The 21,111-nt window shown below is 68.2% G+C and carries 17 protein-coding genes and 1 tRNA gene; 12 read left to right on the top strand and 6 right to left on the bottom strand.

Annotated elements, in window-relative coordinates:
• Nucleotides 1–47 precede the first annotated feature (47 nt).
• A complete protein-coding gene (locus ABQF13_RS07850; protein ID WP_448392174.1) occupies nt 48–566 on the top strand; it encodes a DUF5994 family protein in 519 nt (172 codons plus the stop codon).
• Nucleotides 567–888: 322 nt separating this feature from the next.
• Complete coding sequence (locus ABQF13_RS07845) at nt 889–2,040, top strand: fatty acid desaturase family protein (RefSeq protein ID WP_448392173.1); 1,152 nt, start codon at nt 889–891, stop codon at nt 2,038–2,040.
• Here the strand turns inward: ABQF13_RS07845 and ABQF13_RS07840 are convergent.
• Both ABQF13_RS07840 and selD read right to left on the bottom strand, forming a co-directional pair.
• Entirely contained in the window at nt 2,012–3,400 is a 1,389-nt protein-coding gene (locus tag ABQF13_RS07840; protein WP_448392172.1) for a glycoside hydrolase family 183 protein, read from the bottom strand. The genes ABQF13_RS07845 and ABQF13_RS07840 overlap by 29 nt on opposite strands.
• Before the next feature lie 223 nt (nt 3,401–3,623).
• The gene (selD, locus tag ABQF13_RS07835; RefSeq protein ID WP_448392171.1) at nt 3,624–4,616 is read right to left on the bottom strand and encodes a selenide, water dikinase SelD; all 993 of its coding nucleotides are present in this window, start codon (nt 4,614–4,616) and stop codon (nt 3,624–3,626) included.
• A gap of 37 nt (nt 4,617–4,653) precedes the next feature.
• Between selD and ABQF13_RS07830 the strand changes: the two genes are divergently transcribed.
• A tRNA-Sec gene (locus tag ABQF13_RS07830) sits at nt 4,654–4,748 on the top strand.
• 14 nt (nt 4,749–4,762) lie between these two features.
• On the opposite strand, the gene ABQF13_RS07825 is transcribed toward ABQF13_RS07830, so the two are convergent.
• The gene (locus tag ABQF13_RS07825) at nt 4,763–5,281 is read right to left on the bottom strand and encodes a DUF488 domain-containing protein (protein WP_448392170.1); all 519 of its coding nucleotides are present in this window, start codon (nt 5,279–5,281) and stop codon (nt 4,763–4,765) included.
• 41 nt (nt 5,282–5,322) lie between these two features.
• On the opposite strand from ABQF13_RS07825, the gene selA reads away from it, so the two are divergent.
• The 6 genes from selA (at nt 5,323) to nrfD (ending at nt 14,175) form a co-directional block, all read left to right on the top strand.
• Nucleotides 5,323–6,663, top strand: a complete 1,341-nt coding sequence (gene selA / locus ABQF13_RS07820; RefSeq protein WP_448392169.1) for an L-seryl-tRNA(Sec) selenium transferase — start codon at nt 5,323–5,325, stop codon at nt 6,661–6,663.
• A complete protein-coding gene (locus tag ABQF13_RS07815) occupies nt 6,651–8,339 on the top strand; it encodes a SelB domain-containing protein (RefSeq protein ID WP_448392168.1) in 1,689 nt (562 codons plus the stop codon). Before selA ends, ABQF13_RS07815 begins: the two co-directional genes overlap by 13 nt.
• A 160-nt stretch (nt 8,340–8,499) precedes the next feature.
• Entirely contained in the window at nt 8,500–9,060 is a 561-nt protein-coding gene (locus ABQF13_RS07810) for a hemerythrin domain-containing protein (RefSeq protein WP_448392167.1), read from the top strand.
• Nucleotides 9,061–9,122: 62 nt separating this feature from the next.
• Complete coding sequence (gene fdh, locus ABQF13_RS07805) at nt 9,123–12,392, top strand: formate dehydrogenase (RefSeq protein WP_448392166.1); 3,270 nt, start codon at nt 9,123–9,125, stop codon at nt 12,390–12,392.
• Nucleotides 12,389–13,234 (top strand): 4Fe-4S dicluster domain-containing protein, encoded by an 846-nt coding sequence (locus ABQF13_RS07800; protein WP_448392165.1) that lies wholly within the window; start codon nt 12,389–12,391, stop codon nt 13,232–13,234. The genes fdh and ABQF13_RS07800 overlap by 4 nt, the downstream gene beginning before the upstream one ends.
• Nucleotides 13,231–14,175, top strand: a complete 945-nt coding sequence (nrfD, locus tag ABQF13_RS07795; RefSeq protein ID WP_448392164.1) for an NrfD/PsrC family molybdoenzyme membrane anchor subunit — start codon at nt 13,231–13,233, stop codon at nt 14,173–14,175. Before ABQF13_RS07800 ends, nrfD begins: the two co-directional genes overlap by 4 nt.
• A 33-nt stretch (nt 14,176–14,208) precedes the next feature.
• Here nrfD and sodC read toward each other — a convergent pair whose 3' ends face one another.
• Entirely contained in the window at nt 14,209–15,081 is an 873-nt protein-coding gene (gene sodC / locus ABQF13_RS07790) for a superoxide dismutase[Cu-Zn] (RefSeq protein ID WP_448392163.1), read from the bottom strand.
• A 68-nt stretch (nt 15,082–15,149) separates the two neighbouring features.
• Between sodC and ABQF13_RS07785 the strand changes: the two genes are divergently transcribed.
• On the top strand, nt 15,150–15,788 hold the full coding sequence (locus ABQF13_RS07785; RefSeq protein ID WP_448392162.1) for a DUF1361 domain-containing protein: 639 nt from the start codon (nt 15,150–15,152) through the stop codon (nt 15,786–15,788).
• A 15-nt stretch (nt 15,789–15,803) separates the two neighbouring features.
• Here ABQF13_RS07785 and ABQF13_RS07780 read toward each other — a convergent pair whose 3' ends face one another.
• Nucleotides 15,804–16,532, bottom strand: coding sequence for a M15 family metallopeptidase (locus tag ABQF13_RS07780; RefSeq protein ID WP_448392161.1), 729 nt, complete (start codon nt 16,530–16,532; stop codon nt 15,804–15,806).
• A gap of 3 nt (nt 16,533–16,535) precedes the next feature.
• Entirely contained in the window at nt 16,536–18,788 is a 2,253-nt protein-coding gene (locus ABQF13_RS07775; protein WP_448392160.1) for a molybdopterin-dependent oxidoreductase, read from the bottom strand.
• A gap of 90 nt (nt 18,789–18,878) precedes the next feature.
• On the opposite strand from ABQF13_RS07775, the gene ABQF13_RS07770 reads away from it, so the two are divergent.
• Nucleotides 18,879–19,343: a Crp/Fnr family transcriptional regulator gene (locus ABQF13_RS07770; protein ID WP_448392659.1), complete on the top strand. Its 465-nt coding sequence runs from the start codon at nt 18,879–18,881 to the stop codon at nt 19,341–19,343.
• 55 nt (nt 19,344–19,398) lie between these two features.
• A complete protein-coding gene (locus tag ABQF13_RS07765; RefSeq protein WP_448392159.1) occupies nt 19,399–20,781 on the top strand; it encodes a WS/DGAT/MGAT family O-acyltransferase in 1,383 nt (460 codons plus the stop codon).
• Nucleotides 20,782–21,111 lie beyond the last annotated feature (330 nt).

The raw sequence follows: 21,111 nt of genomic DNA, 5'->3' as shown, positions 1-21,111 counted from the left end.
GATTCGAAGTAACCGGCCGCTTTCGGCGGCTGAGACGGGATCGTCCTATGACCGCTCAAGTTGGCTACGCCGTATCGAGCACCCGCAAAACCGGACCGCGGAACACGCCGCGGCTGAGGTTGAAGCCCAAAGCGCCCGCAACGGGCTACGTCGATGGCGCCTGGTGGCCGCACAGCGATGACCTCGCGCGTGAACTATCCGACCTGCTGGCCGTGCTATCGGTACGGTTGGGGCCCATTTCCCGGGTGATCTACAACCTCGACGACTGGCTGGGTGTGCCGGCCCGCATGCGACTGGCAGATCGACAGGTTCGCCTCGACGGGTACCGCCTGCAACCGGACCACACCATCGAGGTACTGGGGCTCACCGGAGACAGAATCGCCTTGCTCGTCGTTCCACCGCTTTTCGACCCGGACCACGCGCACGAGACGTTGATGACCGCGGCTGCGCCCGACGACACATCGTCGACCGACGCGCTGCTCGAGATCAGTGAGCAGGACCGCGAAATTCGCGACCAAACGGCAGTCAACGAGCGGCGTTGGCTGTCCGGAGCCAGCGCGAAATAGCCGGGCTGTCAACGTTTCTTGTGCTGGAATACCGCCTCGGTGGACGACTCGTCACGGGCGGCCGCCTTGGCGTGCTTGGCGGCCCGCTTCTCCTTGAGGGTCTTTCCGGACTTCTTGCTCATGGATTGTCGAGGAGACTTGTCAGACATCGCCGGCCCTTCATCGTGGGGCCCGAGTGGTCCCGCCTGAACCTGACACTACGCCACCGCGGTGTAGCGTCAACAGATCAACGCTGACCAGATGAAGTTTAGGAAGCGCCGCTTTCGGGGAAAACCGTCACGGACACACCCGGCCTCGTCCGGACGGACCAATAGGACATCGATTGGCAATTACCGACATTGCCGCGTATGCGCATCTGAGTAGGACGGACATCGAGGCCCTCGGTGCGGAACTCGACGCGATCCGCCGCGACATCGAAGAGTCGCTCGACGCGCGCGACGCGACCTATATCCGACGCACTATCGGCTTCCAGAGATCGCTTGAGGTGTTGGCGCGCGTGATCATCGGCGTCAGCCGGTCACGTGCGGGCTGGCTGCTGGGCACAGCGGGCCTGGCCTACGCCAAGAGCGTCGAGAACATGGAAATCGGCCATAACGTCGGCCATGGCCAATGGGACTGGATGAACGACCCGGAGATCCACTCGAACACCTGGGAGTGGGACATGGTCGCGCTCTCCTCGCAGTGGCGGTACTCGCACAACTACCGCCATCACGTGTTCAGCAACATCGTCGGCGTCGACGACGACCTTGGCTTCGGCGTCATTCGGATCACCCGCGACCAGCCATGGCAACCTCAGCACCTGGTGCAGCCACTTCGGAACCTTTTGCTGGCAGCGGTTTTCGAGTGGGGTATCGCGCTTCACGGTGTGCATTCCGAGCGTGACCGACATGCTCCGGACACCCAGAAGATCTCTGCGGCCCGGATGGAGCTCGTCACCAAGATCGTCCGCCAGGCCGTCAAAGACTACGTGGTGGTGCCGGCGTTGAGCCGATCCCGTTGGCGCAGGACGCTGGGCGCCAACGTATCGGCGAACCTGCTGCGCAACCTGTGGGCCTACCTGGTGATCTTCTGCGGGCACTTTCCCGACGGTGCGGAGAAGTTTACCGCCGACGTACTGAAGGACGAGACCCGCGGCGACTGGTATCTGCGGCAGATGCTTGGTGCGGCGAACTTCAACGCGGGTCGACTGCTGGCATTTTCCAGCGGACACCTGTGCTACCAGATCGAACATCATCTGTTTCCCGACCTGCCGAGCAACCGGCTGCCCGAGGTATCGGTGCGGGTGCGGGCGCTGTGTAAGAAGTACCACCTGCCGTACACCACTGGATCGCTTGCGCGCCAATACTTTCTGACGTTGCGCACGATCCACAAGCTCGCGTTGCCCGACCGGTTCCTGCGCGCCACCAGCGACGATGCCCCCGAGACGGCCTCGGAGCGCAAGTTCCTCAGGGCAGAACGGTTTTCATCAGCATGACGTTGTATGCCGACCACAGCGAGAGGTTGTAGTACAGCTCCTTCCCGGTCGACCACGGATGCAGGAACGGCGCATAGATGCCGCCGGGGAAGTCCCACGACCGCACGAGCAACCGTTCGGGGCTCCACGGCCCCTGCGGTGCGGGTGCGGTTCTGGCGACGATGTCGTTGGCGCCGTTGCCGTACAGCACCAGGTACTGCTTGAGGTACGTGTTGTACTGCGCCGACATCTCGCTCACCGGAGCGGGGATCACCGGTGTGGCGGCGGCCGGATCGCCGGGCACCCAGGCGTCGGCGGCCGAACTCCAGTACTCGTACTTGCGAAGGTCGGGCACATAGGCGGGAAGAACGCGGGAGACGAACGCGGGTCCGCCGCGCCCGGACGGTGTGCCGAACGAGTAGATGTACGGGTCGCCGGGTCCGGGCTTGAGGAATGCGCCCTGTTGGAAGTTCTGGTTGCCCGGCGCGTATTTGACGTCCGGGACGGCGTTTTCGGCGGCGGGCCGCACGCTGTCGGGATAAATGCCCCAGTGCTCGCCGTTGTCGGGGGACACCGCGATCGCCGAGTAGTTGGTGGTCCAGCGGCCGTCGCCGTCCCAGCTCTTGATCGACATGAAGTTCAGGTACTGCTTACCGCCCACCGCGATGCCCGCGGTCGGGATCATCCCCTTCTCCTCGGGCGCCCACTTGACGCCGGGCAGGATCGCCTTGGAGATGTTGGGCCGCAGCATCGGCGAACCCGAATAGTTGCTGGCCAGAACGCCGTTGGGCACCGCGACGGTGTTGGACAGGGTGCCGTCCTGGCTGCGGAACAGCACGTTGTAACGCCACTGCTGGCCACGCACGCTGCAGTAGCCGTAGGTGTCGCCGAACGCCATCAGCACCTGGCGGTTGGCGGGATCGCCGTTGTCCCACATGATCCCGAGATCGGTGCCGGTGATCGCGAAACGTTCGATGGTCTTGTTGGGGCTGTCGGGTCCGGTGACCCACCCGACGAGCGAGGTGCCCGGCGGCGACGGTGGCGCCGGTGGAGCCGGGGCAGGCGCCACGGTGTTGGCGTCGGGCACCGGCGGAGCGGGCTGTACGGCGGCCTGCTGTTGCAGCGGTGCCGAGATCTGCCCCAGGCTCGGCAGCGGCGCGTCCTCGTTGGCGCCGTCGGGGCGTTGGCCGACCGGTCGACGGTTCAGCCCAGGCAGCAGTGGGGTTTCTTCGGCGTTGTTGGCGGCGGGAGGTTGAGCGGCCGCGGCCGCACCGGTGCAGGGTTCGGCGGCGGCCGGCGCGGCGAGCCCGAGTGTGGCGATCAGACCGATCACGGTCGCCGACGCCACCGAGAGCGTTGGGATACGTCGACGCGGCGACATGTCACACCTTCCGGGCGGACGTCGCAGTGACGTCGGTTCAACATTTGGGGCTGATGTGACGATAGTGACCGATGATCTTGTTGTGCCTGATGAGTTGCAATGGATACGCGTCCGTGACCGTGTCGCAATACGGTCACCGGCTTAATTCTCGCGAGGCGTACACCAGGGTCGCGATTTCGGCCGGATCGCAGCCCCGGTGTACGTCTCGCGAGAGTTACCTGCGTCAGCGCACGACGATCGTGTGCTCCCCGCGCGGCACCAACTCACCGATGACCGGCGCGCCCGGGATCTCCCCGACGATCAACAGCCCGCCAGAGGTCTGGGCGTCGGCGAGCAGCACCGCCTCGTCCTCGTCGATTGCGTCCAGATCGACGTGCGGGCGGACCCAGTCGAGGTTGCGCTTGGTGCCGCCGCTGACATACCCGGCCGCCAACGCCTCGCGCGCACCGTCGATGTATGGCACCGCGTTCGCGTCGAGCACCGCCGTCACACCGCTGGCCCGCGCCAACTTGTGCAGATGACCCAGCAGCCCGAAACCTGTGACGTCGGTGGCACATTCGACACCAGCCTTCAGCGCAGCCTGCGCCGCGGCGGCATTCAGCGTCGTCATCACCTCGATGGCCTCGGCGAAGCGCTCACCGGTGTTCTTGTGCCGGCTGTTGAGCACCCCGACACCCAGCGGTTTGGTCAACGACAGCGGCAAGCCTGGCTTAGCGGAGTCGTTGCGCAACAACCGGTTCGGGTCTGCGATACCGGTGACCGCCAGGCCGTACTTCGGTTCGGGGTCGTCGACGCTGTGCCCACCCGCCAAATGACAGCCCGCGAGACCGCAGACGTCCATGCCGCCGCGCAGCGCCTCGGCCGCCAGCTCGAACGGCAGCACATCGCGCGGCCAGCCCAGCAGGTTGACCGCGACGACGGGTCGCCCGCCCATCGCGTACACATCCGAGAGCGCGTTAGCCGCGGCGATGCGGCCCCAGTCGTAGGCGTCGTCGACGACGGGCGTGAAGAAGTCCGTCGTCGCGATCAGCGCCGTATCGCCGTCGATGCGCACGGCCGCGGCATCGTCGCCGTCGTCCAGGCCGACCAGCAGCTCGCCGACCGGGTCGCGCGGCGCGCCCAGCGTCAGCCCGCGCACCACGTCCTCCAACTCGCCGGGCGGGATCTTGCACGCGCAACCGCCGCCGTGGGCGTACTGGGTCAGTCGATAGGCCATGGCTCCATGCTGCCCTGGCATGATCGGACCCGGGCAGGGAGGCGTATCTGGTCTGGTGACCGGCACGGTCTTCAAAATCGTTGAGCGGCAGATTCTGTCGTTGGCGGGTTCGATTCCCGTCCGCCTCCGCCACCCGAAACGCCAGGTCAGACCCACACCAGCTGGCCGTCGTCGCGCAGCTGCGCGCCCTCGGAGGCCGGGTGCTCACGCAGCCGGCCGTCGTGCATGAGGTGGCAGACCGGCACGTCGAACTTCACCACCGCCACGTCGGCGACGATGCGCCGATGACAGCGCCACCACACCGCCTCGCTGCACATCATGGCCGTGCGCTGCTGCTGCGACTGCTCGAGAAGCTCCGCGAACGCTTCGCCGAACTCGTCGGTGCGGGTGTAGGCCGCGTAGGCGGCGAACTGTTTGACCCGCCACCAGGTGTCCTCGGGTTCGGTGTCGGCGGGCAGCCGTCGGCGCCCACCCAGCCGGGCATCCCAGCGGTAGTCCAGCCCGGCCTCGGCCGCCCACGCGGTGATCGCGCCGGTCTCCACGTCGGGGTTGTGCCGACTGTTGGGGTAGCGGCGAATGTCGACCAGCGCCTCGACCTCGGCGTCGGTCAAGAGTTGCGACAGCGCCGCCTTGTCGAGCGCGCCGTGGCCCACCGAGATCAACACTTCTTCTGTGTACCCGAGGAGCGGCTTGTCATGATGGCCCCATGTCCCGGCGATTTCGGCGCGCTAATGCCCCGTCAGAGTCCCTGACCGCGCCGAAATCACACGAAGACCCGCGCCGGCAGGTGCCGCGCACCGATGTGCTGCTCGCGGACCCGCGCCTGGTCGACGCCTCGCGGACGCTGGGCCGCACGCTGGTCAAGTCCGTCATCGCCGACGCCCAGCAACGCGCGCGGGCGGGCACGATCGCGCCCGAACACGTGGCCGACTACGCCGTCGCGGCGCTGCCCACCAGTGCCGCGAGCCTGCGCCCGGTGATCAACGCGACCGGCGTCGTCGTGCACACCAACCTCGGGCGCGCGCCGCTGTCGCAGGCCGCGGTCGAGGCGATGGTCACCGCTGCGGGCGCCACCGACGTCGAGTTCGACCTCGAGTCGGGACGGCGTGCGCGACGCGGGCGGGGTGCGTTGGCGGCGCTGGCCGCGGCCGTCCCGACCGCAGGCGGGGTGCACGTGGTCAACAACAACGCCGCCGCACTGCTGTTGGCTGCGATGACGCTGGCGCCCGGCAAGGAGATCGTGGTCAGCCGCGGCGAGCTGATCGAGATCGGCGACGGCTTCCGCCTGCCGGAGCTGATGGAGTCCACCGGTGCGCGGTTCCGCGAGGTCGGCACCACCAACCGCACCCACCTGCGCGACTACACCGACGCCATCGGCGTCGACACTGGTTTCGTGCTCAAGGTGCACCCGTCGAACTATCTCGTCAGCGGATTCACTTCGGCGGTAAGCGTTTCCGAGCTCACGGGCCTTGGCGTGCCGCTGGTCGTCGACATCGGCTCGGGGTTGCTGAATCCGCATCCGCTGCTGCCCGACGAGCCCGATGCGACGTCGGTTCTGCGCGACGGCGCCGACGTCGTCACCGCCAGCGGCGACAAGCTGCTCGGCGGGCCGCAGGCCGGGGTGCTGTTCGGCGCCGCGGAGCTGATCGAGCGGCTGCGACGGCACCCGGCGGCGCGGGCGCTGCGGGTCGACAAGCTCACGTTGGCGGCGCTGGAGGCGACGCTGAAGGGCCCGCCGTCGCCGGTGGCGGAGGCGCTCGACGTGGACGTGGTCTCGTTGCGGGAACGCGCGGCGCGGTTGGCCGCGCAGTTACCCGACGCCTGGGCGGTGGACTGTGTCGCCGCGGTGGGCGGTGGAGGCGCACCAGGTGTCGAATTGCCTAGTGCGGCAGTGAGTCTGCCCGAGTCATGCGCAGCGCCGCTGCGGATGGGTAGCCCGGCAGTGGTCGGCAGGCTGGAGAACGGCCGCTGCCTGCTGGATCTGCGCACGGTGCGGCCGGACGACGACGACGTGCTGGTGCGTGCGGTGCGGGCATGTATGTCGTAGCCACGGCGGGCCACGTCGATCATGGGAAGTCGACGCTGGTGCAGCGGCTCACCGGGATGTGGCCGGACCGGTTGGCCGAAGAGAAGCGCCGCGGGTTGACGATCGAGCTTGGCTACGCGTGGACGGAGATCGAGGGTCGGCAGTTCGCGTTCGTCGACGTGCCGGGCCATGAGCGGTTCGTGGCCAACATGCTCGCCGGCGTCGGCGGGATAGCCCCGGAAAACCCGGTGATGTTCGTCGTCGCGGCCACCGAAGGATGGATGCCGCAGTCCGAGGAGCATCTCGCCGCACTGCGGGCGTTGGGTGTGCGGCACATCATGGTGGTGATCAGCAAGGCTGACCTGGCCGATCCTGCTGCGGCGATAGCTGCTGTGCAGCAACGGCTTCCGGATGCGTCCGTCGTGCTGGGCACGGATCTGGATGCGGTGCGGGCGGAGCTGGTGGCGCTCGCCGCGCGGCTGCCGGCCCCCGACGTCGACGCGGATGTGCGGCTGTGGGTGGACCGGTCGTTCACGATTCGCGGGGCCGGGACCGTCGTCACCGGGACGCTGGCGGCGGGGACGGTGCGGGTCGGCGACGAGCTCGAGCACGCCGGTCGGCGCTATACCGTGCGGGGATTAGAGTCGCTCACCCGCGCCCAAACGTCCCTTTCGGCGGTGGCGCGCGTCGCGGTGAACTTACGCGGGCTGGACCACCGCGCGGTCGGCCGCGGCGACACCCTGCGTACACCGGGGGCGTGGCTAGACACCGCCGAAGTGGACGTTTCGGTGCGGGCAACGGGAGAGTTGCACCGAAACCTGTTGCTGCACATCGGTTCGGCAGCCGTACCGGTCCAGCTGCGACCGCTGGGCACGGCAGCGGCGCGGTTGCGGCTGGCGCGACCGTTGCCGTTGCGTATCGGCGACGTCGGGCTGCTGCGCGACCCCGGTCAGCATCTGATCGCGGCGGGCATCGAGGTGCTCGATGTGCGGCCGCCGGCGCTGCGTCGGCGGGGCGCCGCACGAGCGCGGGCCGAGGAGTTGGCGTCCGGACGCGCGAAGCCGCCGGTGTGTGCGCGGTTAGATGACTTGCACGCCATGGGGTTTGTCGTAGATGGTCTGCGGGTCGGCGAGTGGGTAATCGATCCAGACTGGTGGGCGCAGCAACGCCGGCAAGTGTCGGTGGCCGTCGAACGGTGGTCGACCGAGCACGACATCGCCGCGGGCATGCCGTTGGAGACGCTGCGGCAGGACCTCGAGTTACCCGCCGCCGAACTGGTGGCCGCGCTGCTCGACGGTACCGGCTTGCTCGTGGCCGACGGGGTGGTGCGGCGACCGGACGCGACGCTGCCGCCGCGGGTGGACGAGGCGGTGCGAACGGTCGAAAAATGGTTGGCGGCAAAGCCGTTCCGGGCGCCGGAGGCCGATCAGCTCAGCGAGCTCGGGCTCGGCGCGCGGGAACTGGCCGCTGCCATCCGTGCCGAACGCCTGACCCGCATCGCCGACGGTGTCGTGCTCGGCGCCGACGCGTTCGACCGGGCCGCCGAGATTTTGCAGACCCTGCCGCAGCCGTTCACCGTCGCCGAAACCAAGCGGGCGTTGAACACCACCCGCCGCGTCGCGGTGCCGCTGCTGGAGCAGCTCGACAAGCGGGGCCGTACCCGTCGCGCCGAAGACGGCACCCGCACGGTGATCTAGCCGTCCTTCGCCGCTCCGCTGGCCGCGAGCGCTCACCCTCGTACGGTTTTGCCCCCGAAATCTGTACCAGAGTGAGCGCTCGCGGGCCTGAGCGCCCGCCGGTCGAACGTTTGGCGCCGTTCCGCGCGGGTACGCGTCCGAGGTACGGAAGGAGCAGCCCATGGCCGACGTCAAAACCGGCAACATCGTCGACGACATCATCACCGACCACCGCGAGTTCGAGAGCGTCTTCACCGAAATCGAGTCCGCCGGCGATCCGCGCACCCAACCCGAACTGGTGGAGCACGTGATCGCGGGCATCGTGCGCCACGCCGTCGCCGAGGAGCAGTTCGTCTACCCGGCGGCCCGAGAGAAGGTGCCCGACGGCGACAAGCTCGTCGAGCACGAGATCGAGGAGCACTCGGAGGCCGAAGAGGTGATGAAGGACATCGAGAAGGCCGGCACCGACGACCCCAAGTACGACGACCTGGTCCGCAAGCTGATCGCCGATATCCGCCATCACATCGAAGATGAAGAAGAAGATCTGCTGCCCCAGCTTCGCGACGCCTGCACCGGCGAAGAGCTCGGCGAGCTCAGCGAAAAGTTCCACCAGGCCAAGAACCTCGCCCCCACCAGGCCGCATCCGCTGGCACCGGACCGCCCGCCGGCCAACAAGATCCTCGGGCCGGGCGCCGGGCTGGTCGACCGGCTGCGCGACGCGCTGACGGGCCGCAATAGCTGAGCAATACGCGGGACGCTCCCGCCCGTGGTTTGATCGAGGGACCGCCGGGTAGGGAGAGCTTCATGGAGATCAAGAAACTGTTCCAGTCGTGGCCGGTGTATCGGCAGCTCACGGGGCAGGATCCGACGGGTCGCGGCCGGGCCGCCCAGTCCAAGCTCAGCGCGGAGCTGACCCCACGCACCGTCGACGCCGACCGTGTCGCGCGCTCGGTTTGCCCGTTCTGCGCGGTCGGCTGCGCGCAGAACGTCTACGTCAAGGACGACAAGGTCATCCAGATCGAGGGCAACCCGGACAGCCCGATCTCCCGAGGCCGCCTGTGCCCCAAGGGATCTGCCAGCAAGCAGCTGGTCACCGGCCCGCAGCGGCTGACCAAGGTGCGCTACCGCCCGCCGTACGCCACCGAATGGCAGGAACTCGACCTCGACACCGCCATGGACATGGTTGCCGACCGGGTGCTCGACGCCCGCGACAAGGGTTGGCAGCAGTTCGACGCCGACCGCAACACGCTGCGCCGCACCCTGGGCATCGCCAGCCTGGGCGGCGCCACGCTGGACAACGAAGAGAACTATCTGATCAAGAAGCTCTTCACCGCCTTAGGCGCTTTGCAGATCGAGAACCAGGCCCGTATTTGACACAGCGCCACGGTTCCCGGTCTGGGAGCCTCCTTCGGTCGCGGCGGAGCGACGGACTATCAGCAGGACCTCGCCAACTCTGACTTCATCGTCATCATGGGCTCGAACATGGCCGAAGCCCATCCGGTCGGGTTCCAGTGGGTGGTGGAGGCGAAGGCCCGCGGCGCGCGCGTCGTGCACATCGACCCGCGGTTCACCCGCACCAGCGCGCTGGCCGACCAGTACGTCCCGTTGCGCGCGGGCAGCGACATCGCGTTCCTCGGCGGGGTGATCAATTACATCCTGTCCAACGAGCTGGACTTCCGCGAGTACGTCGCCGCCTACACCAACGCGTCGTTCCTGGTCGACGAACGCTACCGGGACGCCGAGGATCTCGACGGCCTGTTCAGCGGCTACGACACCGACACCGCCTCCTACGATCCCTCGACCTGGCAGTACCAGACCACGGGCTCAGAACAAGGCGGCAAGGAAGACAAGGAAGAGGCGGCACCGGAGCGGCACGGCTCGGGCGGTGCGCCGCTGGAAGGCACCCAGCAGATTCCGTCGGACCCGACGCTGCAGGACCCGCGCTGCGTCTACCAGATCCTCAAACGCCACTACGCCCGCTACACCCCCGAAATGGTGGAGCGGGTCTGCGGGGTGCCCGCCGAGCAGTTCCTCGAGGTTGCCAGGGCCTGGGCGGAAAACTCTGGGCGAGAACGGACTTCGGCGCTGGTGTACAGCGTCGGCTGGACGCAGCACTCGGTGGGCGCGCAGTACATCCGCGCGGGTTCGATCATCCAGCTGCTACTCGGCAACATCGGCAGGCCCGGTGGCGGCGTGCTGGCGTTACGCGGGCACGCCAGCATCCAGGGTTCCACCGACGTACCGACACTGTTCAACTTGCTGCCCGGTTATCTCGCGATGCCCGAGGCTGGCCATGAGTCGCTGTCCGACTACCTCGACGACGTCATGGGCACCTACCAGAAAGGGTTCTGGCGCAACGCCGATACCTACATGGTGTCGCTGCTCAAGGAGTACTGGGGCGACGCCGCCACCGCGGACAACGACTACTGCTTCGACTACCTGCCCCGCATCAACGGCGACCACGGCACCTACCGCACCGTAATGGATATGGTCGACGGCAAGGTTTTCGGCTACTTCCTGCTGGGCCAAAACCCTGCGGTGGGCTCGGCGCACGGCCGGCTGCAGCGCCTCGGCATGGCGAACCTGGACTGGCTGGTGGTGCGCGACCTCGTGGAGATCGAAAGCGCGACGTTCTGGAAGGACGGCCCGGAGATCGAGACGGGCGAGATCAACCCGCAGACCTGCCGCACCGAGGTGTTCCTGTTCCCGGCGGCCGCGCATGTGGAGAAGTCGGGCACGTTTACCCAGACGCAGCGGATGCTGCAGTGGCGTGAGCAGGCCGTCGAACCGCCGGGCGATGCCCGCTCGGAGCTGTGGTTCTTCTACCACTTGGGTCGCCGGTTGCGCGAAAAGCTCGCCGGCTCAACCGATGAGCGCGACCGGCCGCTGCTGGAGCTGTCGTGGGATTACGCGATGGACGGCGACGAGCCCTCCGCGGAGGACGTGCTGCGCCGCATCAACGGGGTGGACCTGACCACCGGCCGCGCGGTGAACGGCTACACCGAACTCAAGGCCGACGGCAGCACCCTCTGCGGCTGCTGGATCTACAGCGGCGTGTACGCCGAGGACATCAACCAGGCCGCGCGCCGCAACCCGCACACCGACCACGGCCCGCCCGGCGAGTGGGGCTGGACCTGGCCGATGAACCGGCGGGTGCTCTACAACCGGGCCTCGGCCGATCCGCAGGGCCGGCCCTGGAGCGAACGCAAGAAGCTCGTCTGGTGGGACCCCGAGAAAGGGGACGCTGGCGAGTGGACCGGTTATGACGTACCGGATTTCGAGAAGACGAAACCCCCGGACTACCGGCCGGATCCGGACGCCATCGGGGTGGCGGCATTGCGCGGTGACGACGCGTTCGTCATGCAGGCCGACGGTAAGGGTTGGCTGTTCGCTCCCAGCGGCGTGCTCGACGGTCCGCTGCCGACGCACTACGAACCGCACGAATCACCGGTGCGCAACGCGCTGTACCAGCAGCAGGGCAACCCGGCGCGCAAGGTGTACGGCCGCGCCGACAACCCGTCGAACCCCTCACCGCCCGAACCCCACGGCGAGGTGTTCCCGTACGTGTTCACCGCCGCGCGGCTGACCGAGCACCACACCGCGGGCGGTATGAGCCGGCAGCTGCCGTATCTCAGCGAGCTGCAGCCGGCGTTGTTCGTGGAGGTGTCGCCGCAATTGGCTGAGCTGCGCGGACTTTCGCATATGGACTGGGCGCACGTCATCACCAGCCGCACCGCGGTGGACGCCCGCGTACTCGTCACCGAGCGGATGCGGCCGCTGCGCATCGAAGACCGGGTGGTGCACCAGATCTGGATGCCGTATCACTGGGGACACGTCGGGCTGATCGACGGCGACGTGGTCAACGATCTGCTCGGCGTGGTCGCCGACCCGAACGTGTTCATCCAGGAGAGCAAGGTCGCGACGTGCGACATCCAGCCGGGCCGGCGGCCGCGCGGTGTCGAATTGCTGGGGTACATCGCGGAATACCGGCGTCGGGCCGGTGTCACGGCCGAGACCGGCACCGAGGTGGACACCACGAAACCCGCCGACGAACACACCGAGGAGGCGCCATGACCGCCTACGACGAGCAACCGCGGGTCGGCTTCTTCACCGACACGTCGGTCTGCATCGGCTGCAAAGCGTGCGAGGTGGCGTGCAAGGAATGGAACGCGGTGCCCGACGACGGGTACAACCTGCTGGGCACGTCGTTCGACAACACCGGTGAGCTGGGGGCGAACTCGTGGCGGCATGTCGCGTTCATCGAGCAGCCGCCAGTTGACCCCCCAGTCGACCTGGGAATGCCGGGATTTGAGCGGCCCGGTGATACGTCAGGTGCCGAGGCCCGCACCGACTTCCGCTGGCTGATGAGCAGCGACGTGTGCAAGCACTGCACGCACGCCGGCTGCCTGGACGTCTGCCCGACCGGCGCGCTGTTCCGCACCGAATTCGACACCGTCGTTGTGCAGCAAGACATCTGCAATGGCTGCGGGTATTGCGTTTCGGGCTGCCCGTACGGGGTGATCGAACGCCGAGAAGGCGACGGGCGCGCCTGGAAGTGCACGTTGTGCTACGACCGGCTGCACGACGGGCTCGAACCGGCGTGCGCGAAGGCCTGCCCGACCGACTCGATCCAATTCGGTGTGCTCGACGAGCTGCGGGAGCGAGCTGCGTTGCGGGTGGCCGACTTACACGAACGCGGCGTCACCGAGGCGCGCCTGTACGGAGAGAACCCCAACGACGGTGTCGGCGGCAACGGCGCGTTCTTCCTGCTGCTCGACGAGCCGGAGGTGTACGGGTTGCCGCCGGATCCGGTGGTGCCCACGCGCGACGCCCCGGCGATGTGGCGCTACGCGGGCATCGCCGCCTCGGCGATGGTGGGCATCGCGGTGTCGGCGTTCGCGGGGTGGCGGCGATGAAGGAACAACTGGCGGTGCCGCGCGCGGAGTTCCGCTCCTACTACGGCAAGCAGATCCTCAAGACTCCCGTATGGGACTGGCGGATCGCGGCTTACCTGTTCGCCGGCGGCCTCTCGGGCGGTTCGGCGATGCTGGCCGCGGGCGCGGATTTGACGGATCTGCCTGGGCTGCGCAAGGTTTCGCGGATCGGCGCGCTGGTGAGCGTGCTGGCGAGCCTCTACTTTCTCATCGCGGATCTGGGCCGTCCGGAGCGGTTCCATCACATGCTGCGGGTGGCGAAACCGAGTTCGCCGATGAGCATGGGCACCTGGATCCTGTCGGCGTACGGGCCGGGCGCCGGGGTGGCCGCGGTGGCCGAGGTGATGCCTCAGCGGCTGCGCCGCACGCGGCTCGGCCGATTGGTGGCGCGGTTGGCGCGCCCGGCGGGGCTGGGCGCGGCGGCGACGGCGCCGGCGGTGGCGTCCTATACGTCAGTGCTGTTGTCGCAGACGGCGGTTCCGGCGTGGAAGGAGGCGCACCCGCAGCTGCCGTTCGTGTTCGTCGGCTCGGCGGCGGCCAGCGGCGGCGGGCTGGGGATGCTGCTGGCGCCGGGCGACGAGACCGGCCCGGCGCGGCGGATGGCCGTCGTCGGCGCGGCGCTGGAAGTGACCGCGGCTCGGGTGATGGACCAGCGGATGGGCGTGGCCGCCGAGGCGTACGCATCGGGCAAGCCGCACCGGCTGCGCCAAGTGTCGGAGGCACTGACGGTCGGCGGCGCGGTCGGCGCGCTGATCGGCGGCCGGCGCGCGGTGACGGCCGCGTCGGGAGCGGCGCTGCTGCTGGGCAGCGCGCTGCAGCGGTTCGCCGTGTTCGAGGCGGGTGTGGAGTCCACCCGCGACCCGAAATACGTTGTGGTGCCCCAGCGGGAGCGGGTCGACGCGGGCCAGCGCGCCCACGCGTAACAGCCGACCGGGGTGACGGTGCGCGAAACGCGTTTACCCGCCGGGCTGACCCTCTTCGGGTTCAGTCGGCGTGGTCGTCACGGTGGTAGTGGTCGTCGTCTCCGTGGTCGGTGACGTCGTCGTGGCCGGGCTCTCGGTCGTGGTCGGGCTGGTGGTCTCGGCCGGCGGCGTCTCGGTGCCCGGCGAGGTCGTGCCCGCAGGCGGCGGCACCGCCGGGGACGTCTCGGTCACCGTCGTGGTGTCCGTGGTCGGCGGGGCCTCGGTGGCCGGTGCCAGCACACCGCACGCGACGCGGCTGCCGGCGTCGCCGGTGGACAGCGTCTCGGCGTCCGGGCCGGGCACCCCGTTGACGGTGTAGCGCGGCGGGATGTTGGCGAAGTTGTCGGGCTGCTCGTGCAGCATCAGCGCAGACCCTTGCGCGGTACGCAGGTCCTCGAGAGTGAACTCGTCGGTCGTGGCGACCAGGCGTGCCGATCCGTCCGAGCGCACCTCCACCGGGGTCAGATCGCCCGCGGCCGGGTGGTCGGTGGACTGGCCGCGCATGTGCAGGTGCCCGCCGGCGGAGAGGAAGTCGCCGGGTTCCCCACCGCCCGGTGCGACGGAGTTGGGCTCGCATCTCCCGAATTCGTGGATGTGAAAGCCGTGGAATCCGGGCGTCAGGACGCCGCCCTCGGTGGTCTCGAAGGTAATCGTGGCGAAGTCGTCGGTGAACTCGATCGTCGCGTTGGCGACCGTGGTGCCGTCGGCGGTTTTCAGATCGGTGCTGATCGTCTCGGCGTCCGGCGCGGGGCTGGTGGTGGGCGAGGTGGTTTCCTGGTCGGCGCCCTGGGTGTCGCAAGCACTCAACATGGCGATCGCGAGGGGTGCGGCGAGGGCGGCGGCAGCTGCGGTTTTCGACTTGGACATGGGAGGCACGTACCCGAAACAAGATCTTTCAATCGTCGCGGATAAAACTGTGCTGGCAAGCTGCAGAGATGACCGAGTCGTCGCGGCTGGTGCTGCTCGTTTCGCTGGTGGCCACCACCGGGTTGGCGATCGTACTGGGGATCACCGATCCGGCCGAACCGTTGTTCTATCCGACCCGGTTCCTCATCTGGAACCTGGTGCTGGCGTGGATTCCGATGTGCTTCGCGGCCGGGTTCGCCGCGGTGCGACGGCGGGTCTGGCTGATCCCGCTGGGACTGGTGTGGCTGGCGTTCCTGCCCAACGCCCCCTATCTGGTGACCGACCTGGTGCACCTGGGCGAAGGCGTCGAATTGTGGCGGCACGTCCTGCAATACGGGGTGGCGGCGTGGACCGGCATCATCCTCGGGACGGTGTCGCTGTATCTGGTGCATCGACGGATCGAACGCGAGTTCGGCCCGCTGGTCGGCTGGACGGCGGCGATCGTCTCGGTGGGGTTGTGCGCGATCGGCGTCGTGATCGGACGCTTTCAGCGGTGGAACTCGTGGAACCTGCTGACACACCCGGAGGCGGTGGCGGCGTCGACGCTGGACTGGGTGCGCTCACCGTTCGCGTACGTGCAGTCGACGGGGGTGGCGGTCGCGGTGGCGGCGTTCTTCGGGCTGGCGTATCTGACGGTGTGGTCGCTGGCCGCGTCGGACCGCCATTGAGCCGCCCGGGACGGGTCAGCGGCGCTCGAAGTGCTGGTAATCCTTGGGCGTCCGCCAGTGGCCACCCCAACGCCAGCCGCGATCGGTGAAGGCGAGCACAGCGGGATCGCCGTCGTGCAGAAGACCCGGGTCGATGCGGCTGCGGTCCAGGTAGACCTCGGCGTTGTCGGGCTGGAAGTCACCCGCGGCGTCGATGTACGGGTTGATCAGCGGGTTGAGGTCGATGGCGCGGCCGTAGGCATGCCACGACCAGCTGCCGCTGCCCGGGATGTCGCGGCAGTTGAACGCCGACGTGTTGTTGTCGCGCATGGACAGCTCGTCGTCGGCGCCCGGATAGCGCTCCACGGTCTGCATCTTCTCGATGGGATAGCGCAGCCGGTACAGCTCCTCGAAGATCTTGACGACCTCGGCCACCAGATCCTCGTGCACGATCAGCTCGCCGCGGTGGGTCTGGTCGTCGAAGCCGATGTGGTCGATCTCGACCCGGCGAAGCCGCTCCGGTGCAAGCGGACAACCCGGGCGCCAACTCGGCCCGAGCTCGGCGGCCGTCACCGGGTGAACGGCCGGGGGAGGCGGGCTCGGCGGCGGTGGCGGGCTAGCTGGTGGGGCGGCCGGGACGACGGTCGACGACGGCGGCGGAGCCGGGGGCGCAGGCGCGGGTTCGGCGCTGCAGTGCGGTAGTACGCCGGCTGCGATGGTGGCCATCACCAGGGTGGCCAGGCGTCGTCGGGTGGGTACTCGCATCGGTTAGTCGGGTCGGCGAACGCGGCACGATACGCCGTTGACCACCTGCGTGCTGCTGGGCACGTCGAGCAGGTCGGCGGGGTTGAGCAGGTTGGAGTTGACGCCTGGGTGCGCGTTGGCGACCTGAAGCCGGGTGCCGTCGAGGCCGTGTCCCCAGCCGTGCGGCAGCGACACCACGCCGGGCATCATCTCGTCGGACACCTCGGCGGGTACCGTCAGCGCACCCTCGCTGGTGGACACCTCGACGAGGTCGCCGGTCCGGATGCCGGCGGGTTCCGCGTCGACGGGGTGGATGAGCAGGGTGCAACGGTCTCTGCCGCGCATCAGGGCGGGCACGTTGTGCATCCACGAGTTGTTCGACCGCAGGTGTCGACGGCTGGTGAGCAGCAACCCGCCGGCGGGCCGCTGCAACCGCGCCCGCAACCGTGGCACGTCGTCGACGAGGCGTTGATGCACCAATTCGACTGTGCCCGAAGGCGTGCACACCGTCGCGTCGAGCCGGCCGCCGTCCACCTCGTCGAGCCGCAGCCCGTTGGGATGGCGGCGCACCTCGGCCAGCGTCAACCCACCCGGACGCCGCCCGAGGTCGTCGCCCCACGGGCCGAGCCGAATTCCCAAGTCCACCAGGCGCTCTGGTCCGCGTGCGGAGAGCGCGGCTGTCGCCTCCTGCGGATCACGTCCGGTCAGCGGCGTGCCCGCCGTGGCGCAGGCGGTGGCGACCAGCCCGGCCACGTAGAGGTCGTCCATCGCGGCGACGTCCACCTCGGGCGTCGGGGTGCCGACCATCGCACCCGCGAGCCGCAGCAGAATCTCCCACTCCGACGGGCGATTCGGGTCCGGGGCGAACACCGGATCTGACCATTTCAGGCACGACGACGTCGCGTAGATCCAGTACAGGTCGTCGGCGTGCGGCCGTTCCAGCGGCGAGAGCCCGGGCAGGATGACGTGTGCGTGCCGGGTGGTCTCGTTGAGCCAGCTGTCCACCGCGATCATCGCGTCCAGGTCGGCCAGCGCCGTGTCCAGCCGTCGCGCGCCGGGCGCCGACACCACCGGGTTGCCCGCCACCGTGATCAAGCCGCGCAACTGTCCGTCACCGGGTGTGTCGATCTCCTCGGCCAGACAGCTGACCGGGAACTGGTTGAACACCTCGGGCGCACCGCGGACCCGGCTGTGGAACCGGCCGAACCGCCAGCCGGGCCCGTCCTGGTCGGGCGGCTTCATGAACATCGGCGACCACACCGCCGGCTTGGCGAACACCGCGCCGCCCGCGCGGTCCAGCGAGCCGAGCGCGGTGTTGAGCACGAACACCAACCAGGTCGCCAGCGTGCCGAATTCCTGTGTACAGGCGCCGATTCGGCTGTACAGCACCGGTGTCTCGGCGTGGGCGAGGTCGCGGGCGAGTCCGCGGATGGTGGTTGCGTCGACGCCGCAGGCTTCGGCGACGGTCTCCGGCGCGAAGTCGGCGGCCATCGCGATGACGTCGTCGAGGCCGGTGACGCGGCCCTCGAGGTGGGCGGGTCGGCGCACCCAGCCCTGCTCGGCCAGGGTGTACAGGATCGCGAACAGCAGCAGTGCGTCGGTGCCCGGTCGGATCGGCACCCACTGCGACGCGCGTTGCGCGGTCAGCGTGCGGCGCGGATCGACGACGGTGACGGTGCCCCCGCGGCTGCGGATCGCCGCGAGCCGACCCATGAGATCGGGTGCCGAGAGCATGGAGCCTTGGGAGGCAGCCGGATTCGCGCCGAGGATCATCAGGTGATCGGTGCGGTCGACGTCGGGTATCGGCGCGTTCCACATCCCGCCGAACAGCAGCGCGCTGACGAGGTTCAGCGGCCACTGGTCGACGGTGCCCGGCGAGTAGTACGCGGGCATGCCGACGGCCTGGGCCATGCCGATCAGTGCGCCGATGTGGGTGGACAGCCCGAGGTTGTGGGCGACGGGGTTGCCGACGTAGACGGTGACGGCGGAGGCGCCGTGGCGGTCGAGCACCGGTCGCAGCACCCGTTCGACTTCGGCGTACGCGTCGTCCCACGCGACCGGGGTGTGGCCGGTGCGCGTACGGACCATGGGCTGGCGCAGCCGGTCGGGGTCGGTGTGCAGCTGCGCCAGCGCGGTGCCCTTCGGGCAGATATGACCCCGCGACCAGACGTCGTCGCGGTTACCGCGGATGTCGGTGACCACGCCGCCGTCGACGCGGATCTGCAGGCCGCACATCGCCTCGCACAGCGGGCAGGTCACCGCGAATGGGCTGGACACCTGTCCAGGATAGGAAACCAGCGCTGGAAACGACGGGTATTCACTAAGCTCCCGGTGGCAGCGAAAACGTCGCGGATCGGGGATCACATGGTGGACAACCGCAAATACGCCCGGGAGAGCGAACAGGCTCGCGCGCAGGAGATCGAAGAGGACGCGGGTCGGCTCCGGGAGTTCGACACGTTCGCGAAGTTTTCCGACAAGGACCTCAAGCGGCTGGTGTCAGCGGCGCATCGCACGTCGACGTCGGGGCCGTGGCCGCTGATTCAGGAGCAGACGCCCTCGGATGCGTGCTACATCCTGCTCAGCGGGGAGGCCGGGGTGTACGTCGGACATGACCGCATCGCGGTGGTGGGGCCCGGTGAGGTCATCGGGGAGTCGGTGCTGCGCGGATCGCTGCGCAACGCGACGGTGACGACGATGGGTCGCGCCGCCGTGCTGCACATCGCCCGCGACGATCTGCGGCGCCTGCTCGATGAGATGCCGGCGCTGCGCGAAACCATGGATCAAACTGTGGCGCGGCATGTCCCGGGGGCTTCGCCCGACGGTTCGGGCTAACCGATTCTGCGCACCCGAGGTTTGACACGACTGTCAGCCTGGGTACATCGGGTCGATGGAACGGCTCACGGCGTTCGACGCCAGTTTGCTTTACGCCGAATCGACTTCGGTTCCGCTGCATGTGTGTTCGATCGCGGAGTTGGACCCCTCGACGATCCCCGGTGGCTACAGCTTCGACGGCATCCGCGACCGTCTGGCGTCGCGGATGAGCGCGCTGCCGGAGTTGCGAGCAAAGCTTGCGAACAGTCAGCTGAACCTCGACCATCCGGTGTGGGTGGAGGACACGGACCTCGATGTGTCACACCATCTGCACCGGGTCGCGCTGCCCGCGCCGGGTGGGCGCCGCGAACTGTCCGAAGTCTGCGGGCGCATCGCCTCGACTCCGCTGGACCGCAGCAAGCCGCTGTGGGAGATGTGGGTGATCGAGGGCATCGCCGGCACGGATCCGCAGGACGGCGGGCCGATCGCGTTGATGATCAAGGTGCATCACGCCGCGGTCGATGGCGTCTCGGCGGGCAACCTGCTCAACCAGCTGTGCGACCTGCAACCCGACGCGCCGCCGCCCGATCCGGTGGACGGACCCGGTGGGGCCGGGCGGTTGGAGATCGTTGCCGGAGGGTTGATGCGGTTCCTCACACGTCCGCTGGAGCTGACGCGTGCGGTGCCTGCCACGGTGTCGACCGTTGTCAACACGGTCAGCCGGGCGGTGAGCGGGCGGGCGATGGCGGCGCCGTTCAGCGCACCGGCGACGGTGTTCAACGCCGAAATCACCGCGGACCGCACGCTCGCGCTGGCGCAGTTGGATCTGGACGACGTCAAACGGGTGAAGGACCGGTTCGGCGTCAAGGTCAACGACGTGGTGATGGCGCTGTGCGCGGGGGCGCTACGGGGATACTTCGAAGACCGCGGAGAGCTTCCGGACAAGCCCTTGGTGGCGGTGGTGCCGTCGTCGGTGCGCGAGGAGTCGGACCGGCCGGGGCGCAACCAGCTGTCGGGGATGTTCTGCAGTTTGCAGACCCATATCGCAGATCCGGTCGAGCGGTTGCGGGTGATCGCCGAATCCAGTTCGCGGGCAAAAGAACACAGCTCAGCACTGGCTCCGACGCTATTAGCGGATGTGACCCAGGCGCTGCCGCCGGCGATGTTCGGTGTGGCGTTCGAGGTGTTGTCGCGCACGCCGTTGAAGCGCGCACCGATTCACAATGTGGTGATCTCGAACGTGGCTGGCCCGCCAACCAAGCTGTATGCGATGGGCGCGGAGATGAGATCGCTGTATCCGCTGGGGCCGATCTTTCACGGCTCCGGTCTGAACATCACCGTGATGTCGTTGAACGACAAGCTGAACGTCGGCATCATCTCGTGTCGCAAACTGGTCGATGACCTGTGGAACCTGGCGGATGGGTTCGAGACGGAGCTGACTGCACTGTTGAAGTCCTGAAATCGGCGCTACGACTTCGACGTAAGCGGCCCGCTCACTTCGCGAAGCTCAAAAGCTAAGCGCTCCGCTCAATTTCGGCAGAGGGCTGATCGCGAAGGTAGGTGAGCGTGAGCCGGTAGGCGGATGTGCAGCTCGCATCGGGCTGGGCGCCGATCAGCCGTGCGAGTGACGCCATCGGGCGGTACTCGAAGAGGGCCAGTATTCGAGATTCAAGGTTAGTCAGCATGGCGGTCTCTCATCTGCCGGTTCAAACTCAGTAGACGCTCGATTTCCCTGTGTGTCAATAGCTTTAGATGGCACGTGTGGAGCATCGCCTTGATTCTGCTGCGG

The organism is Mycolicibacterium sp. XJ879 (genome assembly GCF_053483935.1).
Note: the sequence above shows the minus strand (reverse complement) of the source record. Positions and strands in the feature narration are given on the sequence as shown.